Here is a 21,387-nt window from a genome sequence, read left to right on the forward strand (position 1 = left end):
CTACCCTCTTAAGAATGTATGTAATAATTGTTCTGTCTCATATAAAGGTAAGCCTACAACGGCAAAATAGCTACCCGAAATATGCGTTACAAAGCGTCCACCTAACCCTTGGATACCATAACCACCGGCTTTATCTTGAGGCTCGCCCGTTTGCCAGTAAGCGTCTATTTCTTCATCATTGAGTATTTTAAAAGTAACATCAGTACTGACAACACAACTCATTACTTTTTCTGGTGTGGCAAAAGCGATAGCAGTTAACACTTGGTGAGTATTTCCTGACAAACGTTTTAAGGTGTGAGTAAAGTCGTCTTTATCTCGTGGCTTGCATAATGATTGATTATCCATCACTACCACGGTATCACTACCTAGAACAGGCCGATCGGTATATCCTTGTTTTACGCCCATTTGTGCCTTTAAACGCGCTAAACGTTCGACATAATCATATGGGAGTTCGTTAGCAAGCTGGCTTTCATCGGCATCAACACTAAATTGTGAAAACTCGATACCCAACTGGGTTAAAAGCTCTTTACGGCGGGGAGACGCGGAGGCTAAATATACTGCGCAAGTCATTATCTGATCCTAAAGTGTCTACGGTATTTTCTAAGTAATAAAAATACCCATATCCAACTCAACATACCTGTTAATACAGGCCATAAGTAATGTGGGCTAAAATAAACGCCAAGTAAAAAATGATTTAACCAAAACTGCATTAAATGATAAAGCGTTAAAAATAAGCCAATTAAAAGGCTTTGTTGCCACAATGAAAAATTGCGAATTTTTTGAAAGTTACTTGCCGTAACAAAAATACACACCGAGTAGGTTAATGAGTTTACACCTAAAGAAGAACCGGTCGCTAAATCAATCAGTAGTCCAACAACCCAAGCCGTGCCTATGTTTAAGCGATGCGGTAAAGCCAAAGACCAGTACATAAGTACCAACAGCACCCAGTCAGGGCGAAATGGTTCAAGTGAAAAGGGTAACGGCATCAAAGCCATTACCAATGCAAAGAAAATACTTAACGCAATTAATAGCATATGGCGATTAATCATCTCCCATCAACTCCTGCTGATTTAGCCATAACACCACTAATAATCGAATTCGGTCTAATTGAGCTATAGGTTCAGCAAATACTTGCGCAAAAGGTTGTCCTTCATCACGGGTTATTTCGGTGATCACCGCTACCGGATAGCCCTCAGGAAACGTACCACCAAGGCCAGAGGTAACCAACACATCGCCAATACGTACATCTAAACTATGCGGCACATGCGACAGTTTCAGTACGTTAATTTTACCAATACCTTCAACCACTGTTCGCACGTCATTACGTAAAATACGTACAGGCGTAGCATGGGTGGTATCGGTAATTAATAATACTCTTGAAGTGGTTGAGCCCACTTTAGTCAACTGCCCCACAAGTCCCATATCATCAATCACTGCTTGGCTTTCACTTAAACCATCGGTGGTTCCTCGATTTATCACCACTTGGTGGCTATAAGGATTTGAGTGAACAGAAAGTACTTGAGCAATAATTTTACGATTGGTGTGTTTTGAGGACGAGCCCATTAAGGCTCGTAATTTTTGATTTTCTTTTGCTAAGAATTCATATTGCTGAATTTGCTCGCTCTGCAATATTTGCTTTTTTTTCAGGGCTTCATTTTCAGTTTGTAACTGTTCGCGGGTGTGCAAGCTCTTAGCGCTAAAGCTAAATACTTCGTAAGGTAGATTGGCAACATAAATGAGCGGACTAACTAAGGTATTCAAACTGGTGCGAATATTCTCACCGCCCTTAGTGTATCTATCCCCAAGGATCAACACGATACTCAAAAGCACTGCGACAAAAAGTCGCAGTTGCAAAGAGATTGTTTTTTCAAACATTGATTTCATTAATCGTAACTAAAAACGTCACCACCGTGCACATCAATCATCTCAAGCGCTTTACCGCCGCCACGAGCAACACATGTAAGTGGATCATCAGCAACAACTACTGGAATGCCAGTTTCTTCCATGAGTAGGCGATCTAAATCTTTTAGTAATGCGCCACCGCCAGTTAACACCATGCCATGTGCTGAAATATCAGATGCCAGTTCAGGAGGTGATTGCTCAAGTGCAACCATGACAGCGCTTACAATCCCCATTAGCGGCTCTTGTAATGCTTCTAAAATTTCATGCGAGTTAAGTGTGAACGAACGAGGAACACCTTCTGCAAGGTTACGACCACGCACTTCTATTTCTACTGGATCGTCTGTTTTAAATGCAGAACCAATTTGGTGTTTAATATTCTCAGCTGTGGCTTCACCAATTAAACTACCAAAGTTACGACGTACATAATTAATAATGGCTTCATCAAACTTGTCGCCACCAATACGAACAGATGACGAATAAACAACACCATTGAGTGAGATAATAGCCACTTCGGTTGTACCGCCACCAATATCAACAACCATAGAGCCCGTTGCTTCAGATACTGGTAAGCCTGCACCAATTGCAGCAGCCATAGGCTCTTCAATTAAGTAAACTTCACGAGCACCTGCCCCCATCGCTGATTCGCGAATAGCACGCTTTTCAACCTGTGTAGCGCCACAAGGTACACAAATAAGTACACGTGGGCTTGGTCGCATAAAGTTATTGTTGTGCACTTGCTTAATAAAGTGCTGTAGCATTTTTTCGGTCACATAAAAATCAGCAATCACGCCATCTTTCATCGGACGAATAGCTTTAATATTACCAGGTGTACGCCCCAACATTTGCTTAGCTTCTGTACCTACAGATGCAACACTTTTAGGCCCACCAGCACGCTCTTGACGAATAGCAACAACTGAAGGTTCGTTTAATACAATCCCTTCTTCTTTTACATAAATTAGTGTGTTGGCTGTACCTAAATCGATCGATAGATCGTTTGAAAAAATACCACGGAGTTTTTTAAACATGAGGCTGGATGACCTTTGAAATTCGTTCTTATTTTAGTTGCGCTTACTTTAACATTCTCAATGTAATGAGCAATATAAAGCGCAGCCGTCTTTGTAATCATTAAAAAGAGGAAGCCTGTGCTTCCTCATTAAATATTATTGTTCGCTCATTAAGCGAAAGCCAATGTAATTAGCTCTAAAATCTGGCGCTAGGATTAAACGCGTTGAGGCACGAGCGAGGCTAGGAGCAAAGTTCCATGCGCCGCCACGAACCACAGCATTTTTTTTATTCTCTGTGCTACTAGTCCATTCCCATACATTGCCCACTGTATCGTATAAGCCAAATGCATTTGCAGAAAAAGACCCTACCGGAGCGGTGCGTTTGTTTGACCATTCGCTACCACACCAACCACAGTTTGCTAAGTTTTTACCAATTTCGTTACCCCAAGGGTACTCAGTATCTGTACCTGCACGCGCAGCATATTCCCACTCAACCTCAGTTGGCAGACGATACACTTGTGCTGTTTTATCAGAAAACCATTCTGCGTAAGCCATAGCATCATTTTTTGTCAAACACACAGCTGGAAAATCATTTGTTTGCTCAAACCCTGGAGCTCGCCAATTTAAGCTCGCTTCCCAAACGGGTTCTCCATTTAGATAATAAGCACAGCCTTTGCCTTTTTCAGCTTCAGTCTTGTATTGTGTCTCGTTTACAAACTTCTCAAATGCGCCAACAGTGACTTCTTTACTTTGCATGACAAAAGATTCACTAATCGTTTTTTCAACAACAGGACGCTCGTTTTCCAGTCCATTGCCGTTAATATCGCCCATTTTAAATGTGCCAACAGGGATTATTACGGCTGACGAATCCACTGTTGGTGGCTGCGTATCAACTTCCATTCCCTTAGGACAATCTGCTTGTATTATTTGCTCTCGCTTTTTAGTCGGTGCAGCAATCGACTCTGACTTTTTTTCTAACTTAGCAAAAAGCGTGCGTGTCTTTTTTAAGTCAATACGTGCTTTATAAGGGATGTAACCCTCTTTGCGTATTTCTAATTTATGCAAACCACGCGGTAATCTTGTTACTAAGCGAGTTGAACCTACACTAATGTCGTTAATAAAAACTTCATCACCATGTACGTTAGAACGCAAAGTTAACTGAATTAACTGATCTTTCTTTTGTTCAGCGACCACTTTAGGCTTTTTATTAACTATTTTAGCGACCGCTTTATTATCCGTATTATCGCTGAATGTTAACTGACTATCAGAAAAAGTAGTGCTATAAGCTGGCTGATAAGTATTTGTCAGCGGGGTACCATACTCTGAACAAAAACTGTTATTTACACTTAATAAGTGACATAAACGACTACTGTTTACATCTCCACGCATAGTAACGCTTAAATTGACATTATAATCACCTTGGCCGCTAAATGCGCTCTTAATCACGTGACTACTTAAAATCTGTACTTGTGCCCCTGACATGTCTCGCTTAGGTTCAACCAGACGTTTTTCTGTAAGGTTTTCAAAAATTTGATCTAAAAAGCGATTAGTGGCTTTTTTCAGCCCCATCTGCTGGCCGCGTTGTTCACATGCAGCGAGTGTTTCAGTACGCTTACAATTAAGGGTATGATCGACCTCCAGTGTTCCCTCGCGGGTAAACTCATTGCGCAGTCGCTCTACACGCGCAGTAGTGTATTGCACTTTTAAACTTTCGATGGTGTTCTGAAGTGCATGTTTATCAGCGCGAATTTGCTCAATATCTTTTAGATGGGATGCAATTGCCGCCAATTGCATAGAAATATCATTTTTATTTTGTTCTTGATCAACAACGGCTTTTTGATAACGCGATTGTGCAGAAGTGATATCAAGCGACGGGTTATCAATTAAGCGTCGGTACATATCATTCATCGCATCTAACGCTTGATTTTTTTCTTTATCAAGTTGTGTTGAACGCGCTCTTAGCAGTTCAAGTTGGGTTTGAAGCTGATTTTCTTCTTGTAAATATTTATCGAGCATCGTTGTTGAACGAGTGTATTCTGTTTGTTTCGTATTAATCTCTGATTCAATTCTGTTTACAGTAGTTGTATCTTGTGCAAATACTGTGCTGGCAAAAAAGCTAGCAGAAATTAACAGAGATAAAGGAGCAATTCGCATATATTCCAGTCCCAAAAAAGCGGCAATTATTTGGTTATTATTATTTTTTATAATAAAACCTTATGCTATGTACTTGAAGCACAAAACACAAGCTTTGTTCATTTATTATCTCAGTTTACAACTATTATCCCGTTTCATGCCAGTAAATAACCGTTTCATTTGTACTAAATAGCTAATTTATTTAACAACATCGATATTTATCTGCCATTTACGCCCAAAAGATACCAATTTAACGGCGTATTCATATTTTTTAATTTGCTTAAGTAATAAAATTTAAGTCAAAATAACGCTATTAAACAGCACATTCACCATGTAACTAATAAAAAAGAGTGATAATGCCAATACCATTCAATATTAATGAACATAGTTATTTACAACCAATTAGTAACAAATTGCTAGCAGAAAAAAACATTACGTTAAACATTAAGCGTGATGATTTATTGCACCCTGTTATTAGTGGTAATAAATGGCGTAAGCTCAAATACAATTTAGCTCGCATGCAACAACAAGGCAAAACAGAGTTACTGACCTTTGGTGGCGCTTTTTCGAATCATATTCACGCGTGTGCAGCCGCAGGAAAAGAATTTAACCTAGTAACTCACGCAATTGTGCGCGGACCTGAACTTGACCTAAATAATCCAACGTTAAAATTTGCAAAGCAATGTGGCATGCAATTACATGTAGTTAATCGATTAGAATACCGACAACGAAATGATAAAGCATACTTATCGGCATTACAGGCTCGATTTCCCAATGCGTATATTCTGCCTGAAGGAGGCACTAACGAGTTTGCTTTAGAGGGATGTAAAGAACTCGCCCAAAGTTTACCTGAGCACGACTACTTAATCTGTCCTACTGGCAGTGGTGGAACATTGGCGGGCTTAATAGAGGGCAGCTCAAATAAAAGCACCCTACTAGGTATTGCCGTTTTAAAGCAAGCCGACTACCTGAGAGACGAAATACGAGCCCTTAGCCCTAGAGCTAAATCACAAAGTAATTGGCAATTACTTACACAATTTCATGATGGCGGATATGGTCGTTTTACCTCTGAACTGTGGCAGTTTTGCCAATATATGTTGCAACAATATCAGTTACCACTTGAGCCTATTTACAGCGGTAAAATGATGTATGCACTTTGGCAGCTCATTAACAACGACTACTTTCCCTCTGGCAGCAAAATTATTGCAATTCATACAGGTGGGCTGCAAGGTTTAGACGGGCTAAAATATCGTGGACTTGTTTAATTAGCTAATGAAATGCAACTTGAGTGAAGTCGGGTAACAATCCAGAAAAATACCCCCCTTGTGCAGTACTAACACCTATCGCTTTTAAAAATTGCAGTTCCTGATACGTTTCTACACTTGAGGCCACCACCGGCAGACTCAATAATTTGCCAATATGCACAATTCCCCTGACAGATTTTTGCTGGAAATAATTATGATCTATTCCATGAACAAGTTCATAGGCCAAATTAAGCCCCACTATTTGCTTATTATGGGTGAAGTTAAATATACTTTTACTACTTCTAACCTCATCTATAACGATATTAAAGTTGAGCGCTGTTATGGCCGAAAAAGCAGTCTGTAACCGATCTTGGTTATTTAAGAAATCAGCTTCATTTATCAAAAACTGTAACGTATGAAGGCTTTTCAACTCATTCATATGTTTACTTAGCCAACCCCAAAACTCACTATTAAACCAACTTTTAGGATGCAATTTAATACTAATAACAGACGATGACTTTTCTATTAACAGCAGTTTTTTAACTTGCATAACAACTGCTTGGTCTAGTAATAGCGCCTCATCCTCATTGTAAAACTGACTTATATAATCTTGATTAAATAGTTGTTTATTTGTCTTATCGCTACTTTTAATTAAAACATGATGTTTAATAATAGTGCCACTATCCAACTCGTATACAGGTTGAAATAAAATCGCTAATTTTTGCTTTTCAATTCCCTGCTTGACCAAGTTTTCATCAGCCACCTTAAGGTGACTGCAATTGAGTGCCAATTGATGATAATGCTTCACTCTACTTTGCATTGATAGTGTGAGTGACGATCTGGCAAGCTGATACACCATTACCTGATCAGCATTCGAGTAGTAAGTACACAAACCTAACTTTATACTCTCGTCAGCCACTCTAGGGGCTAAAATATAGGCTGCGTTAAGCATGCATTGATGTAAATGTTTAGCACAATTTGCTTTCTCAATCGCACTAACCCCTTTGAGAGTAAAAGCAAAATTACCCGCTGTTAATAACTTAACGGATATTACAGCCGTATTGGTAAAATCTTTTGCTAGTAATACTTTAAGAGTCGCTTGTAAGTCCGTATTTATATCAAAATGACATTCGCATTGAATGAGTGCAAATATATTATAGCCAATTGTTTTCTGCTCCTTGGCTGCTGTCTTTAATACCGATAGTGAAGGCATTGTTTTAGGCGTATAACACACTTTTTTATAGCCATCGCTTTGGTTACGCTTTAATACCATTGAGTTATTTACTCTCGTTTTGAGTAATATAGCGCGTCTAACAGCAAAAATTATGACCAAAATAAACACATTCATTATTATAAATAGGTCACTGTAGGCATACCAAAGAGGCCATGAATATAACAAAACCCCTTTTGAATTTGAGCTGAAGTATTGCTTTTGCTGCTTAACATAAACAGAAACTTTATCTGGAGTTAGGGTAAAAGGTGTATTTGCTAAAAGTTGTTGCTTATTAACTAGTGGCTGCTGTAATTGCTTGGCGAGTTCTATACCTGTTTGCTTATTTTGATATTGTAAAACTAAATTTAAACCACTATTAAAAATAACAAATAGCATAAAACACAGAGCGTAAAATAAGGCACTAGCGTAATTGGTAAACTGAGACTGACTGGCTTTCATAACTTACCCGCTCATTAAATAAGTTATTAAAGTGTTGTCTACTATTTGCAATTGCACAAGCCAATCATAAAAGTTTAGTAGCTGTTTTATTATTAATACTTAATGTTTATAAACATTATATTTAGTCATATGTAATAGCTGCACCTTATGGCACAGGTGGGAGGTTTGTTACAAATTAAACAGATTGACGTTGCTATGCTTTGTAAACCTTAAAACAATGTATAAATTTTAAATGAGGATTATTCACTCATTTAAAGATAAGCGAAAGGTATGGTAACTAGCCTCAATAAAAAAGCCCTGATTACTCAGGGCTTTTTTTTAAAACTTTTTAAACTAAAAAGTTGGAAGTTAGAACGGAATATCGTCATCAAAGTCGATTGTTGGTTCCATAGGGTTTGATGCGCCACCTTGCGGTGCATTTTGCGGCTTAGGAGCAAACCCGCTTTGCTGTTGTGGTGCATTATTTTGCTGAGGTGCAAAGCCACCTTGTTGCTGTGGTTGGTACTGGTTATTTTGTTGTGGAGCCGGCTGCTGGGCAGGTGCAGATTGTTGCTGTGGAGCATAACTGCCTTGCTGACTATTCTGGCCTTGGTTATTTTGACCATAGCTACCGCTTTGCTGTCCGCCTTGGTTACCTTGATAACCGCCACTTTGTTGACCACCTTGGTTACCTTGATAGCCACCGCTTTGTTGGTCACCACCGCGTGCACCTAACATTTGCATTTGACCTGTAAAACCATCAACAACAATTTCTGTGGTGTATTTTTCTTGGCCCTGTTGGTCAGTCCATTTACGAGTTTGAAGCTTACCTTCTACGTAAATTTGTGAACCCTTGCGGCAGTATTCGCCTACAATTTCAGCTAATTTGCCAAAAAATACCACACGGTGCCACTCAGTTTTATCAACCATTTGGCCAGTGTTTTTATCTTTATAGCTGTCTGAAGTTGCTAAGGTAATATTTGCTACGCCATTACCATTAGGCATGTAACGAACTTCAGGATCTTGCCCTAAATTACCAACCAAAATTACTTTGTTCACGCCGCGTGCCATGGAACCATCTCCTATAAACGTTAGATTAAACCAGCCACTCTTCGGGCTTGGTCTAGGTCAAATTCTTTATCATTAATCTTTAAGTAGCTTCGACTTTGATCGCGAACTACGGTTGCTTCTATTACGCCGGGTAAAGCAACTAACTGAGAAGCTAGTGTTTGTGCCTGCTCTTCAGAATCTAATTGGGTCATTAAACTAATAACTTTGCTTTTCGGTGGGACTTGCATTTTCCACGCAATAATAAGCCATATTACCCCAACAAGTGCCGCCGCCGCAAACACAGCTTGCGTACTGGTGGTTTGTGCTACATACCCACCCAACATACCGCCTAAAAAAGCACCTAAAAACTGGCTAGATGAATACCCACCCATAGCGGAGCCCTTTTGGCTTGCAGGCGCAATACGAGACACAAGAGCCGGCATAGTGGCTTCTAAAAAGTTAAAAGCAACAAAATATAACAGCATACAAACCGCAATGCCAACAACGCTATTGGCCCATATCGACATACTTAACATACTGACTATTAAGACCATCACTGAACCAATAAAGGCTTGTTTTTCTTTCTCTTTTTTAATTGCCACTATCATTACTGGCACCATCAAAAAAAACGCTAAAAATAAAACCGGGATATAAAGCTGCCAATGGTTTTCAGCCACAAGTCCATCTTTAATCAGTTGACTTGGCAATACTACAAAAATAGTCGTCAATGTTAAATGCAGCAATAATACACCTGCATTTAGACGCGCAAGCTGCGGATGTTTAATTAGCTTTTTAATGTCACTAAAGCTGGCAAGTGTATCGCCTTTAGGGGCTTTATTTATTGCACTAGGCACCAGCATAGTGACAATAAAAATTCCTAATACAGCCAGTATAGCAGTTAACCAAAACACTCCGGCTATACCCCATGAAGCTGCCACAATTGGCCCAAGTAGCATAGCGAAGGCGAAGCTCATACCTATGCTCATGCCAATCACTGCCATGACTTTTGGTCGTTGTTCGTCACGGCTTAAGTCTGATGCAAACGCTAATAGTGCGCTGGCAATAGCACCCATACCTTGTAAGGCACGTCCTACCGTTACCATTTGTATAGACTCGGCCAAAGCAGCAATCACTGAGCCTAAAGCAAATACAAGTAAACCACCTACAATCACTTTTTTACGGCCAATTTTATCGGATAGTCTTCCCATTGGGATTTGTAATACGGCCTGCGTTAAACCATACGCACCAATTGCAAAACCTATCCATATAGGTGAAAAGCCTTCAAGCGATTGACCATAAATAGCTAAAACAGGCATCAGCATAAACAAGCCAAGCATTCTAAATGCAAACACACTCGCTAACGATACGGCGGCGCGTTTCTCTCGTGAATTAAGTGAAGATGCGGTCATTATTTGCGTGATCTTACTATGTGAAAAAATTAGGCAAGGATTCTATCACAAGCTTGGCAATAATTAATCGTCTATAACTAAGGATTTTTTCAATGATCAAGGATTAATATTGCAGCGTATTATGCGATACTGAACAAATAATTTTGGCAATAAACGAGATAGCATGGAAAACATTGAAGTCCGAGGCGCCCGCACGCACAATTTAAAAGACATCAGCCTAACCATCCCACGTGATAAACTAATTGTTATCACTGGCTTATCTGGTTCAGGAAAGTCATCACTTGCATTTGATACGCTATATGCAGAAGGGCAACGCCGGTATGTTGAATCACTCTCTGCTTATGCAAGGCAGTTTTTGTCATTAATGGAAAAACCTGACGTAGATCATATTGAAGGCCTTTCCCCTGCTATTTCCATTGAACAAAAATCAACCTCGCATAATCCCCGTTCAACCGTGGGAACCATTACTGAAATCTACGATTACCTGCGTTTAATGTTTGCACGGGTTGGCGAACCACGCTGTCCAACTCATGATCTTCCTTTAGCAGCGCAAACAATTAGTCAAATGGTCGATACCGCATTAGCGCTGCCTGAAGGCACTAAGTTAATGCTACTTGCTCCTGTTGTTAAAGACCGTAAAGGTGAGCATGTAAAACTATTAGAACAGCTTGCCAGTCAAGGTTACATTCGCGCTCGTATAGATGGTGAAGTATGCGACTTATCCGATCCACCACCGCTAGATTTACATAAAAAGCATACTATTGAAGTCGTGGTGGATCGCTTTAAAGTCAAAGACGGCCAGCAACAACGTCTTGCGGAATCATTCGAAACGGCACTTGAAATGTCAGGCGGCGTTGCCAACATTGCTTTTATGGACGATAGCAGTGCTGAAGAAATGCTGTTTTCAGCAAATTTTGCCTGCCCAACCTGTGGCTATGCGATGACCGAACTTGAACCGCGTTTATTTTCGTTCAATAACCCTGCAGGAGCTTGTCAAAGCTGTGATGGTTTAGGCGTAAGACAATACTTTGACCCGAATCGCGTGGTTCATAACCCTGAAATAAGCTTAGCCGGCGGCGCAATTAAAGGCTGGGATAAACGCAGTTTTTACTATTATCAAATGTTGCAAGCGGTTGCACAGCATTATGAGTTTGATTTAGATGTTCCTTATCAAGAGCTTGCAAAAGAACATAAAAAAATTATTTTAGATGGCTCTGGCGATACTAAAATTGCATTTAATTACCGTAATGACCGCGGTGATTTAATTACACGTAATCATGTATTTGAAGGCGTGTTAAACAATATGAACCGCCGCTACCGTGAAACTGAGTCAAACTCAGTGCGTGAAGAACTAGCCAAATATCAAACCAGCCAAGCCTGCCCTAGTTGTAAAGGCTCACGTTTGCGCCAAGAAGCACGCAATGTATTTATTGGTCAAACTAACTTGCCAACCATTACGCATATGAGTATTGGTGAGGCGATGAGCTTTTTTGAAGGTTTGCATTTAACTGGGCAAAAAGGCCAAATCGCCGAAAAAATTCTAAAAGAAATTCGCGATCGCCTATCGTTCTTAATAAATGTAGGCCTAAATTACTTATCACTTGAGCGCAGTGCCGACACACTTTCTGGCGGTGAGGCACAGCGTATTCGCTTAGCGAGTCAAATTGGTGCTGGGTTAGTGGGTGTTATGTATGTACTGGATGAACCTTCAATTGGTTTGCACCAACGTGATAACGACCGTTTATTAAAAACTTTAGTTCATTTACGCGATTTGGGTAACACCGTTATTGTTGTAGAACACGATGAAGACGCCATTCGTGCCGCTGATCATATTATTGATATTGGTCCAGGTGCTGGCGTACATGGCGGACATGTTATTGCTCAAGGTACACGCGATGATATTTTAGCAAGCAAAGACTCGGTTACCGGCCAGTTTTTATCCGGCGTGCGTAAAATAGAAGTACCTAAAGAGCGCCATGCTACTAACGATAAATGGTTAGAGCTGTTTGGTGCTACTGGTAATAACTTAAAAAATGTTGATTTAAAAATACCTTTTGGCTTAATGACCTGTATTACCGGTGTATCTGGTTCGGGCAAATCTACACTCATTAACGATACCTTGTTTAAACTTGCCCACACTGAACTCAACGGTGCAACTACTGCAGAAGCAGCTCCTTATGGGTCAATTGCAGGACTTGAGCACTTTGATAAAGTAATTGATATTGACCAAAGTCCTATTGGCCGCACACCGCGTTCAAACCCTGCCACTTATACTGGTATTTTCACTGGTATTCGTGAGCTATTTGCAGGTACTCAAGAAGCCCGTTCACGTGGTTACAAAGTAGGTCGCTTTAGCTTTAATGTTAAAGGTGGGCGTTGTGAGGCGTGCCAAGGTGATGGCGTTATTAAAGTAGAAATGCACTTTTTACCAGACGTATATGTACCGTGTGATGTATGTAAGGGTAAACGTTATAATCGCGAAACCTTAGAAGTACAATATAAAGGCAAAAACATCAACCAAGTGCTCGACATGACCGTTGAAGATGCCCATGACTACTTTGATAAAATACCGGCTATAGCACGTAAACTTAAAACTCTAATGGATGTTGGACTCTCTTATATCCGTTTAGGCCAAGCCGCTACAACACTTTCTGGTGGTGAAGCACAGCGAATTAAGTTAGCACGTGAGCTCTCTAAGCGTGATACTGGAAAAACCTTGTACATTCTTGATGAGCCAACCACGGGACTTCATTTTGCTGATATTGAACAGTTATTAGTGGTGTTGCATCGCCTACGCGATCATGGCAATACCATTGTAGTAATTGAGCATAATTTAGATGTAATAAAAACTGCCGATTGGATCGTTGATTTAGGCCCTGAAGGTGGTGCTGGCGGCGGTGAAATACTGATTGCAGGCACACCAGAAGAAGTGGCGGAATGTCAGCGCTCACATACTGGGCACTACTTAAAACCGCTATTAAATAAATAGCGGTAATACACTTTGAGGAAAGCCGGTGTTAAGGTATTTAAAAGTTGCAAAATGGCGTGCTAATAAACAGTTTAAGCAACAGCAAAAAAGCTGGCAACCACACCAAATTAAACTGCTGAGTCATATAAAAAGCATATGGTTTAACCTTAACACCGCGCAAAAGCTTTACCTTCTTGCACTTATAAGTTTAGCTATTTTTAAGTTAACCTGGTTGTGCGCCAGCATCACCATTGTTGCACTGATCGTAGAGTTTTGGCCCAAGTTTAATCAGCTCTGGAATTCACTCGCTGGCAAAGCACTTATTTTGGTATTTTATGCCAGTATTGCTAACTTTGTTCTAGCAGGTGCAAGCGGTATAGTGAATGAAGTAACGCAAGTATCAGCTAATCATTTTAACTACACCCACAACTTTGCCACTTTATTATATTTACCGCCTTGGACACTGGGGATAACCCTAGCAACCTTACTCGGCTTACAGCTTATTTTGCCATTTTACATCATCGTTTTACTGCTTATAAAACCCTTTGGCTCTGATCGTATTAAATTTATCAGTCAAAGCTATTCGCCGCTTCTCACTGCATTTACGCGCTTTTTTTTAGCTACTGTGGTGTTTGTAAGTTTAATCGCGTTCATTGATGACAAACCGCCTGAAAAAGTATTAAACGACATCGTAAAGAATTTTGAAAATAGTAAGTCTATTGCGAATAAGTCACCCGCAGAACAGGAACAAGCAATAGAAGAGTTAAGTGAACAGATAGAAAAAAAACTTCCCTCTTCAGACAATGACAAAACTCAGACAAAAACATTTGGTATTCGCTTAGAAGGCGAAGACGATAATACCCAGACAGTTAAGCAGTTTTTAGATACTAAAGGCTACTTTGAGCGCAGTAAACGCTTAATCGCTATGTTTGCCTATAGTTATGAAGCAGATAGCTACTCTCGCTGTAAAAAGTCAAAAGAGAGTAAGTCAATTGAGCTCAATGATTACGAAATTGTTGAAATAACGCCTGATCAAAGTATGCCTTATGGCTATCAATTTATAGTTAGAGCCTGTGAATCTGCCGGTATTTCTGCTACAAAACATTAAAATACAAAAAAACAGGCTTATGGGCGTGGAATAAACCCAACCGCATCATAAACTGCTTTTAATGTTTTCTCAGCACGGGCACTGGCTTTCTCGGTATAATGAATAGCGCTATTCGCCCCAACTAATTTGTACTATTTGCATATCTTTATACTTAGATCCCGTAAATAATATTTCATTGCTTTCGTTTACCTCAAAACCAATAGGTCGAAAGTCCACGTGTGTATCTTGTATGGTTTGATCTTGTAAATTTAGTCTAGCGATTCTTGAAATAGAATCTGAATAATAGAAATAGTCTTTACTGATCCCATATGCAACTGACTTTTTGGCATTTTTAGGTAATTCCCAGCTTTGCCTATCGGATAAGCGAATTAACTGATTATCGTTGGTTACGTAGCCGTTACCTTTACTATCTGAAATGAGTTTATTCGCTTTTATTCCTTCTATTACATGAGTATCACGAGTTAGTAAATTAAACTCTGCCAATATATTTTTTGTACCAAGGCGCTTAATATAAATAATGCTTTCGTTATTTTTTGACCAAATATAGCTTACTATTTTATGTTTATTAAATTCTTCTAATGGATAAATTTTTTGAGTGTTTACGTCATAAAATAAAAAGCTTTTATTTTTTATGAACATTATGCGCTGCTTATTGGGAGAAGCTCGGAGCATTCCTAATGCAAAAGTCGAAGGGGCATCATCATAATTAAAAAAGCTGAGTTGCTTTGTAAAACCATTTTGAGAGAGCCATAATTGACTGCTGCCAGAACGCTCAGATACAAAAACATGCGCAGGCCCTTCTTTATTAACTATTTCAATAATGTTGTAGTCGTCTTTATCACTTTTATAGAGCGTTTCATATTTAGGTGTATCGCCAAAAGGGTCTGTTACTTTAATTAGCGAGTATGATTGGGTTTTATTCTCTGAATAAAAAAGACTATTGGCAGAGTGCACTGCTATATAATAAGGAGTTATATTTGGGGTTACTGTTAGTGTATTTTTAACAGTGTTTTTTTCATCAAATATAATGGTTGAAAGCTGTGTTCCTTCAAATACTATTATGCCTTTATCGTCTGCAAGCCAGTCAAACGCGAAGCTAATTATACTTTTCTTTGCTTTAAATAAGCGCTTGGTTTCGTGGGTTTCAAAGTCGTAACTAAATACAGAAAAAGGCTTACCCTTTTGACTAAGTATATACGCTATTTTATTACCAGATTGAGATAAACGCGGCATGATCGCGCCGTACATTACACCTGGCGGTGGGATCACTATAAACTCTTTTTTAAGTTCTAAATCAAATTTATATAAGCCTGAACCATCATGCTCATTTTTATATTCGGTGTAATAAATATGCTCACCACTTTCGTCTACTTGCGCATAACCTGTGTATCTAAAGTCACACTTTTTAATAGAGGTAGCCTCCCCTATAACAGGAAACTGGCTTAGATCAACGAGTACCATTTCACACTTTTGTTGTTTTAAATTGGTAGCTTGTAATAACACTGAGTGCTGATTTAATTGCCACGATAAAATAGATACCTGAAAGCCAGGATAGGTAATTTCAACTTCCCTTTGATCAGATAGTCGCTTTACAAATGCATGCATTACGTCATTTTCAGGTTCTATATTGGTGTAAGCTAAATATTGTTTATCTGAGGATAATTCAGGGTGAACTTCACTACCTATATTCCACGTGCTTGCTACCTTATTAACCGTGATCTGTTTAATCTTTTCGCTAGAAGGTGCATTAATAAAAAACAACCCTAACCATACTAAAAAGCACAGACAAATAATGACGACTAAAGAATAGATCAAAAACTTTTTACTATTCGTTCTTTGAACCGGTTGAGAAGTAGTTGCAGTCACTACCTCTTCATTTTTGGCAAAAAAATCCGGTGAGTCAGGCAAAAAGTTTGCAGGCTCTTCAAAAACGCTTGTTTGCGTTAAACGCTCTGGTATTACGGTTAGACTGTAACCTTTACGGTAATGAGTTTTTAAAAGCGGTGCTTTTTCAGTTGGGTGGGCAAGCTGCTTTCTTAACTCTGAGATTGCACGGTTAATCGCATTATCATCAACAAAGCTCTGTTGCCACACACTTTCAATAAGCTCTTGTCGAGAAACAATGTGTTGAGGCTTATTTATAAAGTGCAGTAATAGCTTTACTAAAAGTGGGTCTAATTCCCTTTCCATATTGTTTGAAGTAATCACACAGCGATTACTAATAAATTGCCAAGGTCCGATTTGATAATTCATAGTTTTACATATTTTTATTTTTCAACAACCCTACCACAGGTACACTTTTTAATATAGCTAGGTTAATTTAAAACCTTATATTCACAGATAAGGTTTGTGATTAACTCTCTAATTTAAAACAACAAAAAAAATAAAAACCTTATAAATAAATCACTCACAACTAGATAAGCGACTCTAGATAAATTTAGCGATATTCTTTAAAACGTCATCAACAAGCAGCTTACTAAACACGACTTTTTAATAGTAATTAAGCTGACTTTTAAACATAAAAAAGGTTTCATTATGAATAACGCAACTAAAAAAGTATTACCCGTAATTTTATTAGCAACAGTATTTAGTACAGCCTCTGCAGTCGCTACAGAAAGTAAAAACAACACGCTACTAACCAATTCAGATCAATGTGCAGCGGGTGAAATAGTCATCAATAGCAATCAAATAATTTATGCTACCAACACTGACTCACTCATCAAGCATGAAGTAAACACTGAAACATTATTTACTAGTATAGAGAACCAAATTGCAACCGACTTTGAATCGTCCATCAACAAGATGAACTCAAAAATTGATAGTAACCTTTCAAAAATAACGTCGTCACTAACAACTTATATAAGCACTATTTTAACCAATCAATAATAAATAAAATTACATTAAGGAAGTGTTATGAATACATTTACTAAAAAAGTTCTTTCAGCAACCGTATTATTGAGCGGCTGCTTATTAGCAACGACTGTACAAGCACAAAGTTCAGTGTGGCAAGTGAGTAAAGGAAATGACTCATTATTTATTGGCGGCACAGTACACATTTTACCTAAGTCAGAGATGCCTCTACCAGTGGAGTTTAACCACGCCTATAAGCAAGCAGATACGATTGTATTAGAAGCACCAATACCTGATCCTAGCGATGCACAAGCACAAATGAAAATGTTGAGCGCACTATCTTATGAAAATAATGAAACATTGAGCCAAAAGCTAACTCTAGAGGTAAAGTTAGCATTAGAAAAAAAGCTGGCTGAATTTGGTGCAAACCTAACTAAATTAGATAACTTTCGTCCTGCAATGGTTAGTATTGTGCTGATGTCGATGGAGCTGCAAAAACAAAATTTAATGGGTGAAGGCGTTGACGCTTACTTTACTAAAAAAGCGACATTAGATAATAAGGAACAACAATACTTAGAGACTATGGCGTTTCAGTTAGAGTTATTTAAGACTATGGGTGAAGGTAGCGAAAATGACTTTATCAAAAATAATTTAGCTGGGTTTGATAATTACGGTGTGATGTTTAAAAAATTACTCTCAGCTTGGCGTAAAGGTGATACGCAATCGCTCTACACAGTAGCACTTGAAACGATGCAAAAAAATGATCCTGCAACTTATAAACAATTAATGACTGATAGAAACAATAACTGGCTAGTTAAAGTAGAGCAAATGTTTAATAACGATAAAAGTGAATTTGTTCTCGTGGGAGCAGGCCACCTAGCCGGAGAAGGTAGCTTACTGACATTACTTGAAAATAAAGGCTACCAAGTATCTTTAGTTGATATTAACAATACAACGTTCAAAACAATCGTTAAGGCCGAGTAATGGATAAAACAGACAAGCAAGCATTGTTACTTTTGTCTATATTTAGCTTTTTAATGTTAATCAGCGTAATATAAAAATGCCGCTAAATTAGCGGCATTTTTGTATCTGCAAAAAAAACAGGCTTATGGGCGTGGAATAAACCCAACCGCATCATAAACTGCTTTTAATGTTTTCTCAGCACGGGCACTGGCTTTCTCTGCACCCATTTTCATTATGTCATTTAATAACGTTTGGTCTTCACGTATTTCTTTAAAACGAGCCTGAATTGGCTCTATCATGCTGACAACAGCTGCTGCGGTGTCTTTTTTCAAGTGACCATACATTTTATCTTCGTATTCAGGGACTAGCTCTTCAATTGAACGCTTAGTCGCAACACTTAATAACGTAAGTAAGTTAGAAACACCTGGCTTTTCACTACGGTCAAAATAAATGCGTGCTTGTTCGTCTGAGTCGGTAACCGCTTTTTTAAGCTTTTTCTCAATCTTTTTCGGCTCGTCTAACATCATAATAAAACCATTTGGGTTTTCATCAGATTTAGACATTTTCTTCAGCGGATCTTGCAAGCTCATAACTCGCGCACCGAACTCAGGAATATAAGGTTCTGGCAGCGTAAAAATGTCGCCATATACATTATTAAAACGATTCGCAATATCACGAGTTAACTCTAGGTGCTGCTTTTGATCTTCGCCAACTGGTACTTTATCAGCTTGGTATAATAAAATGTCAGCTGCTTGCAAAGCTGGATAAGCAAATAAACCCACATTAATATTATTTGCATGCGTTGCCGACTTATCTTTAAACTGGGTCATGCGATTAAGCTCACCCATTTGCGCATAACAGTTTAATACCCAACCAAGTTGTGCATGTTCTGGCACTTGAGATTGAACAAATAATGCCGCTTTTTCTGGGTTAATGCCACACGCCGTATATAAAGCAACACCATCTAAAACGCGAGCACGTAATAACTCAGGGTCTTGGCGTACAGTAATTGCATGTAAGTCGGCAAGCATAAAGTAGCTATCATATTCTTCCTGTAGCTTAACCCACTGGTTAATAGCGCCAACATAGTTGCCTATTGTCATACCACCGGTTGGCTGCATGCCACTTAATACTACTGGTTTACTCATGATTTTCCTTTATTTTTACTTAATTTGAAATGCTTAACGCTGCGTTAGTGTCGGTATTATAGCTAAGAAGTTATCGCATAGGTACTGTGGATTATAATCCCCTAGCTGCTCTCCTTGATGATACCCATAAGTAAGGGCTATCACATCAATACTAGCAGCTTGTGCTGCCAGTATGTCACTCTTTGAATCACCGATCATAATGGCTTTATCTGGCGAAATATTCAATGCATTACAAGCAAATAAGAGTGGCTCAGGTGACGGTTTTTTTGCCATGTCGTCACCGCAAACAATTACTTCAAAATGACTGCGAATAGCCAGTTTATCTAAAAGTAGTTCAGTAAAGCGGCGTGCTTTATTGGTAATAAGTGCTTTGGGCATACCACTAAGGGCTGCGAGTCCAGTTTCAACATGCTGATATAATACGCTGTATTCACCAACCTGCTCACTGTAATGTTGATAAAACAGGTTGATAGCTCGTTCGCTTAAAGCCTCATCGAGGTGCTCACTAATTTGCATATCACCGCATAGAGCTCGCTTTACTAACACCTCTATGCCATTACCTACCCAGCTTTCAACTAATCGCTGACTAACTATGGGAAACGCTAAATCACTTAGCGTAAGATTTAAGGCCATATATAAGTCATACACGCTATCAACTAGTGTGCCGTCTAAGTCAAATAGTGCAGCATCATATTTCATTATTTAATACTTTCTAATTGTTGGCGCATTTCATCAATTACGCTTTTATAGTTAGGCTGATTAAAAATAGCAGAGCCTGCAACAAACATGTCAGCCCCCGCTTCAGCCGCTGCAGCTATGTTATCTACTTTAATACCGCCATCAACTTCTAAACGAATATCACGCCCTGAATCAATAATGCGTTGCTTTGCCTCTCGCAGTTTTTCCAGTGTTTGTGGAATAAAACTTTGTCCACCAAACCCAGGATTTACTGACATTAATAAGATCACATCTACTTTATCCATCACGTGATCGAGGTAACTTAAACTTGTTGCAGGGTTGAACACTAAGCCAGCCTGACAGCCTTGATCTTTTATCAATTGTAAAGTGCGGTCAATATGCTCACTGGCTTCTGGATGAAAGGTAATAATTGATGCACCCGCCTCGGCAAATTGTGGAATTAAGCTATCTACCGGTTTTACCATTAAATGAACATCAATAGGGGCTTTAATCCCATAATCGCGAAGTGCTTTACACACCATTGGGCCTATTGTTAAGTTAGGGACATAATGGTTATCCATTACATCAAAATGGACAACATCAGCTCCTGCAGCTAACACTTTGTCGACATCTTCACCAAGGCGTGCAAAATCTGCAGATAATATTGAGGGCGCTATTAAGTATTTTTGTTCACAGTTGAGCATCGCTAATCCATTAATGAATAATTTATGGCGTTAATGTAACTTAATTAACGATGTTACCCAAGTAACACCTTTAAAAAATAGCGCTAAGATAGCAACACCAATGACAAACTGTCTTTAACTATAACAACAGTTAAGCTGCGTGAGCTAAGAAGGATAAAACATGCTTATAAAAAATTCTGCGGTATGATTAGCTGTGAATATAACTAAAAATAAAGTGTATTATTTAAGCGATTTTTGTTATGCTTCGCGAAGAACTAAATTATTAGGTTTATATTATGCGTGCTTTTAAAATTGGATTATTAATCACGTCGGTAAGTGTCATTATTGGAGCAGCGTCGCTTTCTTCAAATACGGAGCAAGAATTAAGCTCTGCCAACACTTGTTTTCATAAAGAGCAAACTAACGCTATCAATCATAGCGTAAACCGCTGTATTCAAATTGAAGAAGATTCCTCATGGGCTTCTTGGTTAACCGGCGATAGCCGCAGTGCACAGTTCCATTATCTAGACTTCCTAGAGTTATTAACAGGTACTGATGACAATCACAAACCCTCTTCAATCAAACCATTATTTTAA

General features: G+C 38.9%; 18 protein-coding genes. 6 read left to right on the top strand and 12 right to left on the bottom strand.

Annotated elements, in window-relative coordinates; genetic code table 11:
- The 5 genes from CWB77_RS03180 to CWB77_RS03200 form a co-directional block, all read right to left on the bottom strand.
- The gene (locus CWB77_RS03180) at positions 1–570 is read right to left on the bottom strand and encodes a Maf family protein (RefSeq protein WP_138621339.1); all 570 of its coding nucleotides are present in this window, start codon (positions 568–570) and stop codon (positions 1–3) included.
- Positions 570–1,049, bottom strand: coding sequence for a rod shape-determining protein MreD (mreD, locus tag CWB77_RS03185; protein WP_016900308.1), 480 nt, complete (start codon positions 1,047–1,049; stop codon positions 570–572). The genes CWB77_RS03180 and mreD overlap by 1 nt, the downstream gene beginning before the upstream one ends.
- Entirely contained in the window at positions 1,042–1,884 is an 843-nt protein-coding gene (mreC, locus tag CWB77_RS03190; protein ID WP_010390466.1) for a rod shape-determining protein MreC, read from the bottom strand. The genes mreD and mreC overlap by 8 nt, the downstream gene beginning before the upstream one ends.
- Positions 1,884–2,927: a rod shape-determining protein gene (locus tag CWB77_RS03195; RefSeq protein ID WP_008113726.1), complete on the bottom strand. Its 1,044-nt coding sequence runs from the start codon at positions 2,925–2,927 to the stop codon at positions 1,884–1,886. The genes mreC and CWB77_RS03195 overlap by 1 nt, the downstream gene beginning before the upstream one ends.
- A 135-nt stretch (positions 2,928–3,062) precedes the next feature.
- Entirely contained in the window at positions 3,063–5,060 is a 1,998-nt protein-coding gene (locus CWB77_RS03200) for an SUMF1/EgtB/PvdO family nonheme iron enzyme (RefSeq protein ID WP_138621341.1), read from the bottom strand.
- Positions 5,061–5,395: 335 nt separating this feature from the next.
- Between CWB77_RS03200 and CWB77_RS03205 the strand changes: the two genes are divergently transcribed.
- Entirely contained in the window at positions 5,396–6,304 is a 909-nt protein-coding gene (locus CWB77_RS03205; RefSeq protein WP_055012253.1) for a 1-aminocyclopropane-1-carboxylate deaminase/D-cysteine desulfhydrase, read from the top strand.
- A 4-nt stretch (positions 6,305–6,308) separates the two neighbouring features.
- Here CWB77_RS03205 and CWB77_RS03210 read toward each other — a convergent pair whose 3' ends face one another.
- The 3 genes from CWB77_RS03210 to CWB77_RS03220 all read right to left on the bottom strand — a co-directional run bounded on the left by CWB77_RS03210 (position 6,309) and on the right by CWB77_RS03220 (position 10,393).
- Positions 6,309–7,955, bottom strand: coding sequence for an EAL domain-containing protein (locus CWB77_RS03210; protein ID WP_138621343.1), 1,647 nt, complete (start codon positions 7,953–7,955; stop codon positions 6,309–6,311).
- 348 nt (positions 7,956–8,303) lie between these two features.
- Positions 8,304–9,005 (bottom strand): single-stranded DNA-binding protein, encoded by a 702-nt coding sequence (gene ssb, locus CWB77_RS03215; protein ID WP_138621345.1) that lies wholly within the window; start codon positions 9,003–9,005, stop codon positions 8,304–8,306.
- A 20-nt stretch (positions 9,006–9,025) separates the two neighbouring features.
- Positions 9,026–10,393, bottom strand: a complete 1,368-nt coding sequence (locus CWB77_RS03220) for an MFS transporter (protein WP_138621347.1) — start codon at positions 10,391–10,393, stop codon at positions 9,026–9,028.
- 163 nt (positions 10,394–10,556) lie between these two features.
- On the opposite strand from CWB77_RS03220, the gene uvrA reads away from it, so the two are divergent.
- On the top strand, positions 10,557–13,382 hold the full coding sequence (uvrA, locus tag CWB77_RS03225) for an excinuclease ABC subunit UvrA (protein ID WP_075170529.1): 2,826 nt from the start codon (positions 10,557–10,559) through the stop codon (positions 13,380–13,382).
- Positions 13,383–13,407: 25 nt separating this feature from the next.
- Positions 13,408–14,469, top strand: a complete 1,062-nt coding sequence (locus tag CWB77_RS03230; protein ID WP_075170530.1) for a hypothetical protein — start codon at positions 13,408–13,410, stop codon at positions 14,467–14,469.
- A 108-nt stretch (positions 14,470–14,577) separates the two neighbouring features.
- Here CWB77_RS03230 and CWB77_RS03235 read toward each other — a convergent pair whose 3' ends face one another.
- Positions 14,578–16,722 (bottom strand): transcriptional regulator, encoded by a 2,145-nt coding sequence (locus tag CWB77_RS03235; RefSeq protein WP_138621349.1) that lies wholly within the window; start codon positions 16,720–16,722, stop codon positions 14,578–14,580.
- A 282-nt stretch (positions 16,723–17,004) separates the two neighbouring features.
- On the opposite strand from CWB77_RS03235, the gene CWB77_RS03240 reads away from it, so the two are divergent.
- On the top strand, positions 17,005–17,355 hold the full coding sequence (locus CWB77_RS03240; RefSeq protein ID WP_010390454.1) for a hypothetical protein: 351 nt from the start codon (positions 17,005–17,007) through the stop codon (positions 17,353–17,355).
- 27 nt (positions 17,356–17,382) lie between these two features.
- A complete protein-coding gene (locus tag CWB77_RS03245) occupies positions 17,383–18,303 on the top strand; it encodes a TraB/GumN family protein (RefSeq protein WP_138621351.1) in 921 nt (306 codons plus the stop codon).
- A 122-nt stretch (positions 18,304–18,425) separates the two neighbouring features.
- Here CWB77_RS03245 and trpS read toward each other — a convergent pair whose 3' ends face one another.
- From trpS to rpe, 3 genes are read right to left on the bottom strand one after another with little or no spacing between them, the layout of a single operon-like run.
- The gene (gene trpS / locus CWB77_RS03250; protein WP_010390450.1) at positions 18,426–19,430 is read right to left on the bottom strand and encodes a tryptophan--tRNA ligase; all 1,005 of its coding nucleotides are present in this window, start codon (positions 19,428–19,430) and stop codon (positions 18,426–18,428) included.
- 33 nt (positions 19,431–19,463) lie between these two features.
- Positions 19,464–20,129 (bottom strand): HAD-IA family hydrolase, encoded by a 666-nt coding sequence (locus CWB77_RS03255; protein ID WP_075170534.1) that lies wholly within the window; start codon positions 20,127–20,129, stop codon positions 19,464–19,466.
- The gene (gene rpe / locus CWB77_RS03260; protein WP_010390446.1) at positions 20,129–20,812 is read right to left on the bottom strand and encodes a ribulose-phosphate 3-epimerase; all 684 of its coding nucleotides are present in this window, start codon (positions 20,810–20,812) and stop codon (positions 20,129–20,131) included. The genes CWB77_RS03255 and rpe overlap by 1 nt, the downstream gene beginning before the upstream one ends.
- Positions 20,813–21,087: 275 nt before the next feature.
- On the opposite strand from rpe, the gene CWB77_RS03265 reads away from it, so the two are divergent.
- Positions 21,088–21,387: a hypothetical protein gene (locus CWB77_RS03265; RefSeq protein ID WP_010390444.1), complete on the top strand. Its 300-nt coding sequence runs from the start codon at positions 21,088–21,090 to the stop codon at positions 21,385–21,387.

It is taken from the genome of Pseudoalteromonas sp. S1610, assembly GCF_005887465.1.
In the GTDB taxonomy this organism is placed as follows: domain Bacteria; phylum Pseudomonadota; class Gammaproteobacteria; order Enterobacterales; family Alteromonadaceae; genus Pseudoalteromonas; species Pseudoalteromonas undina.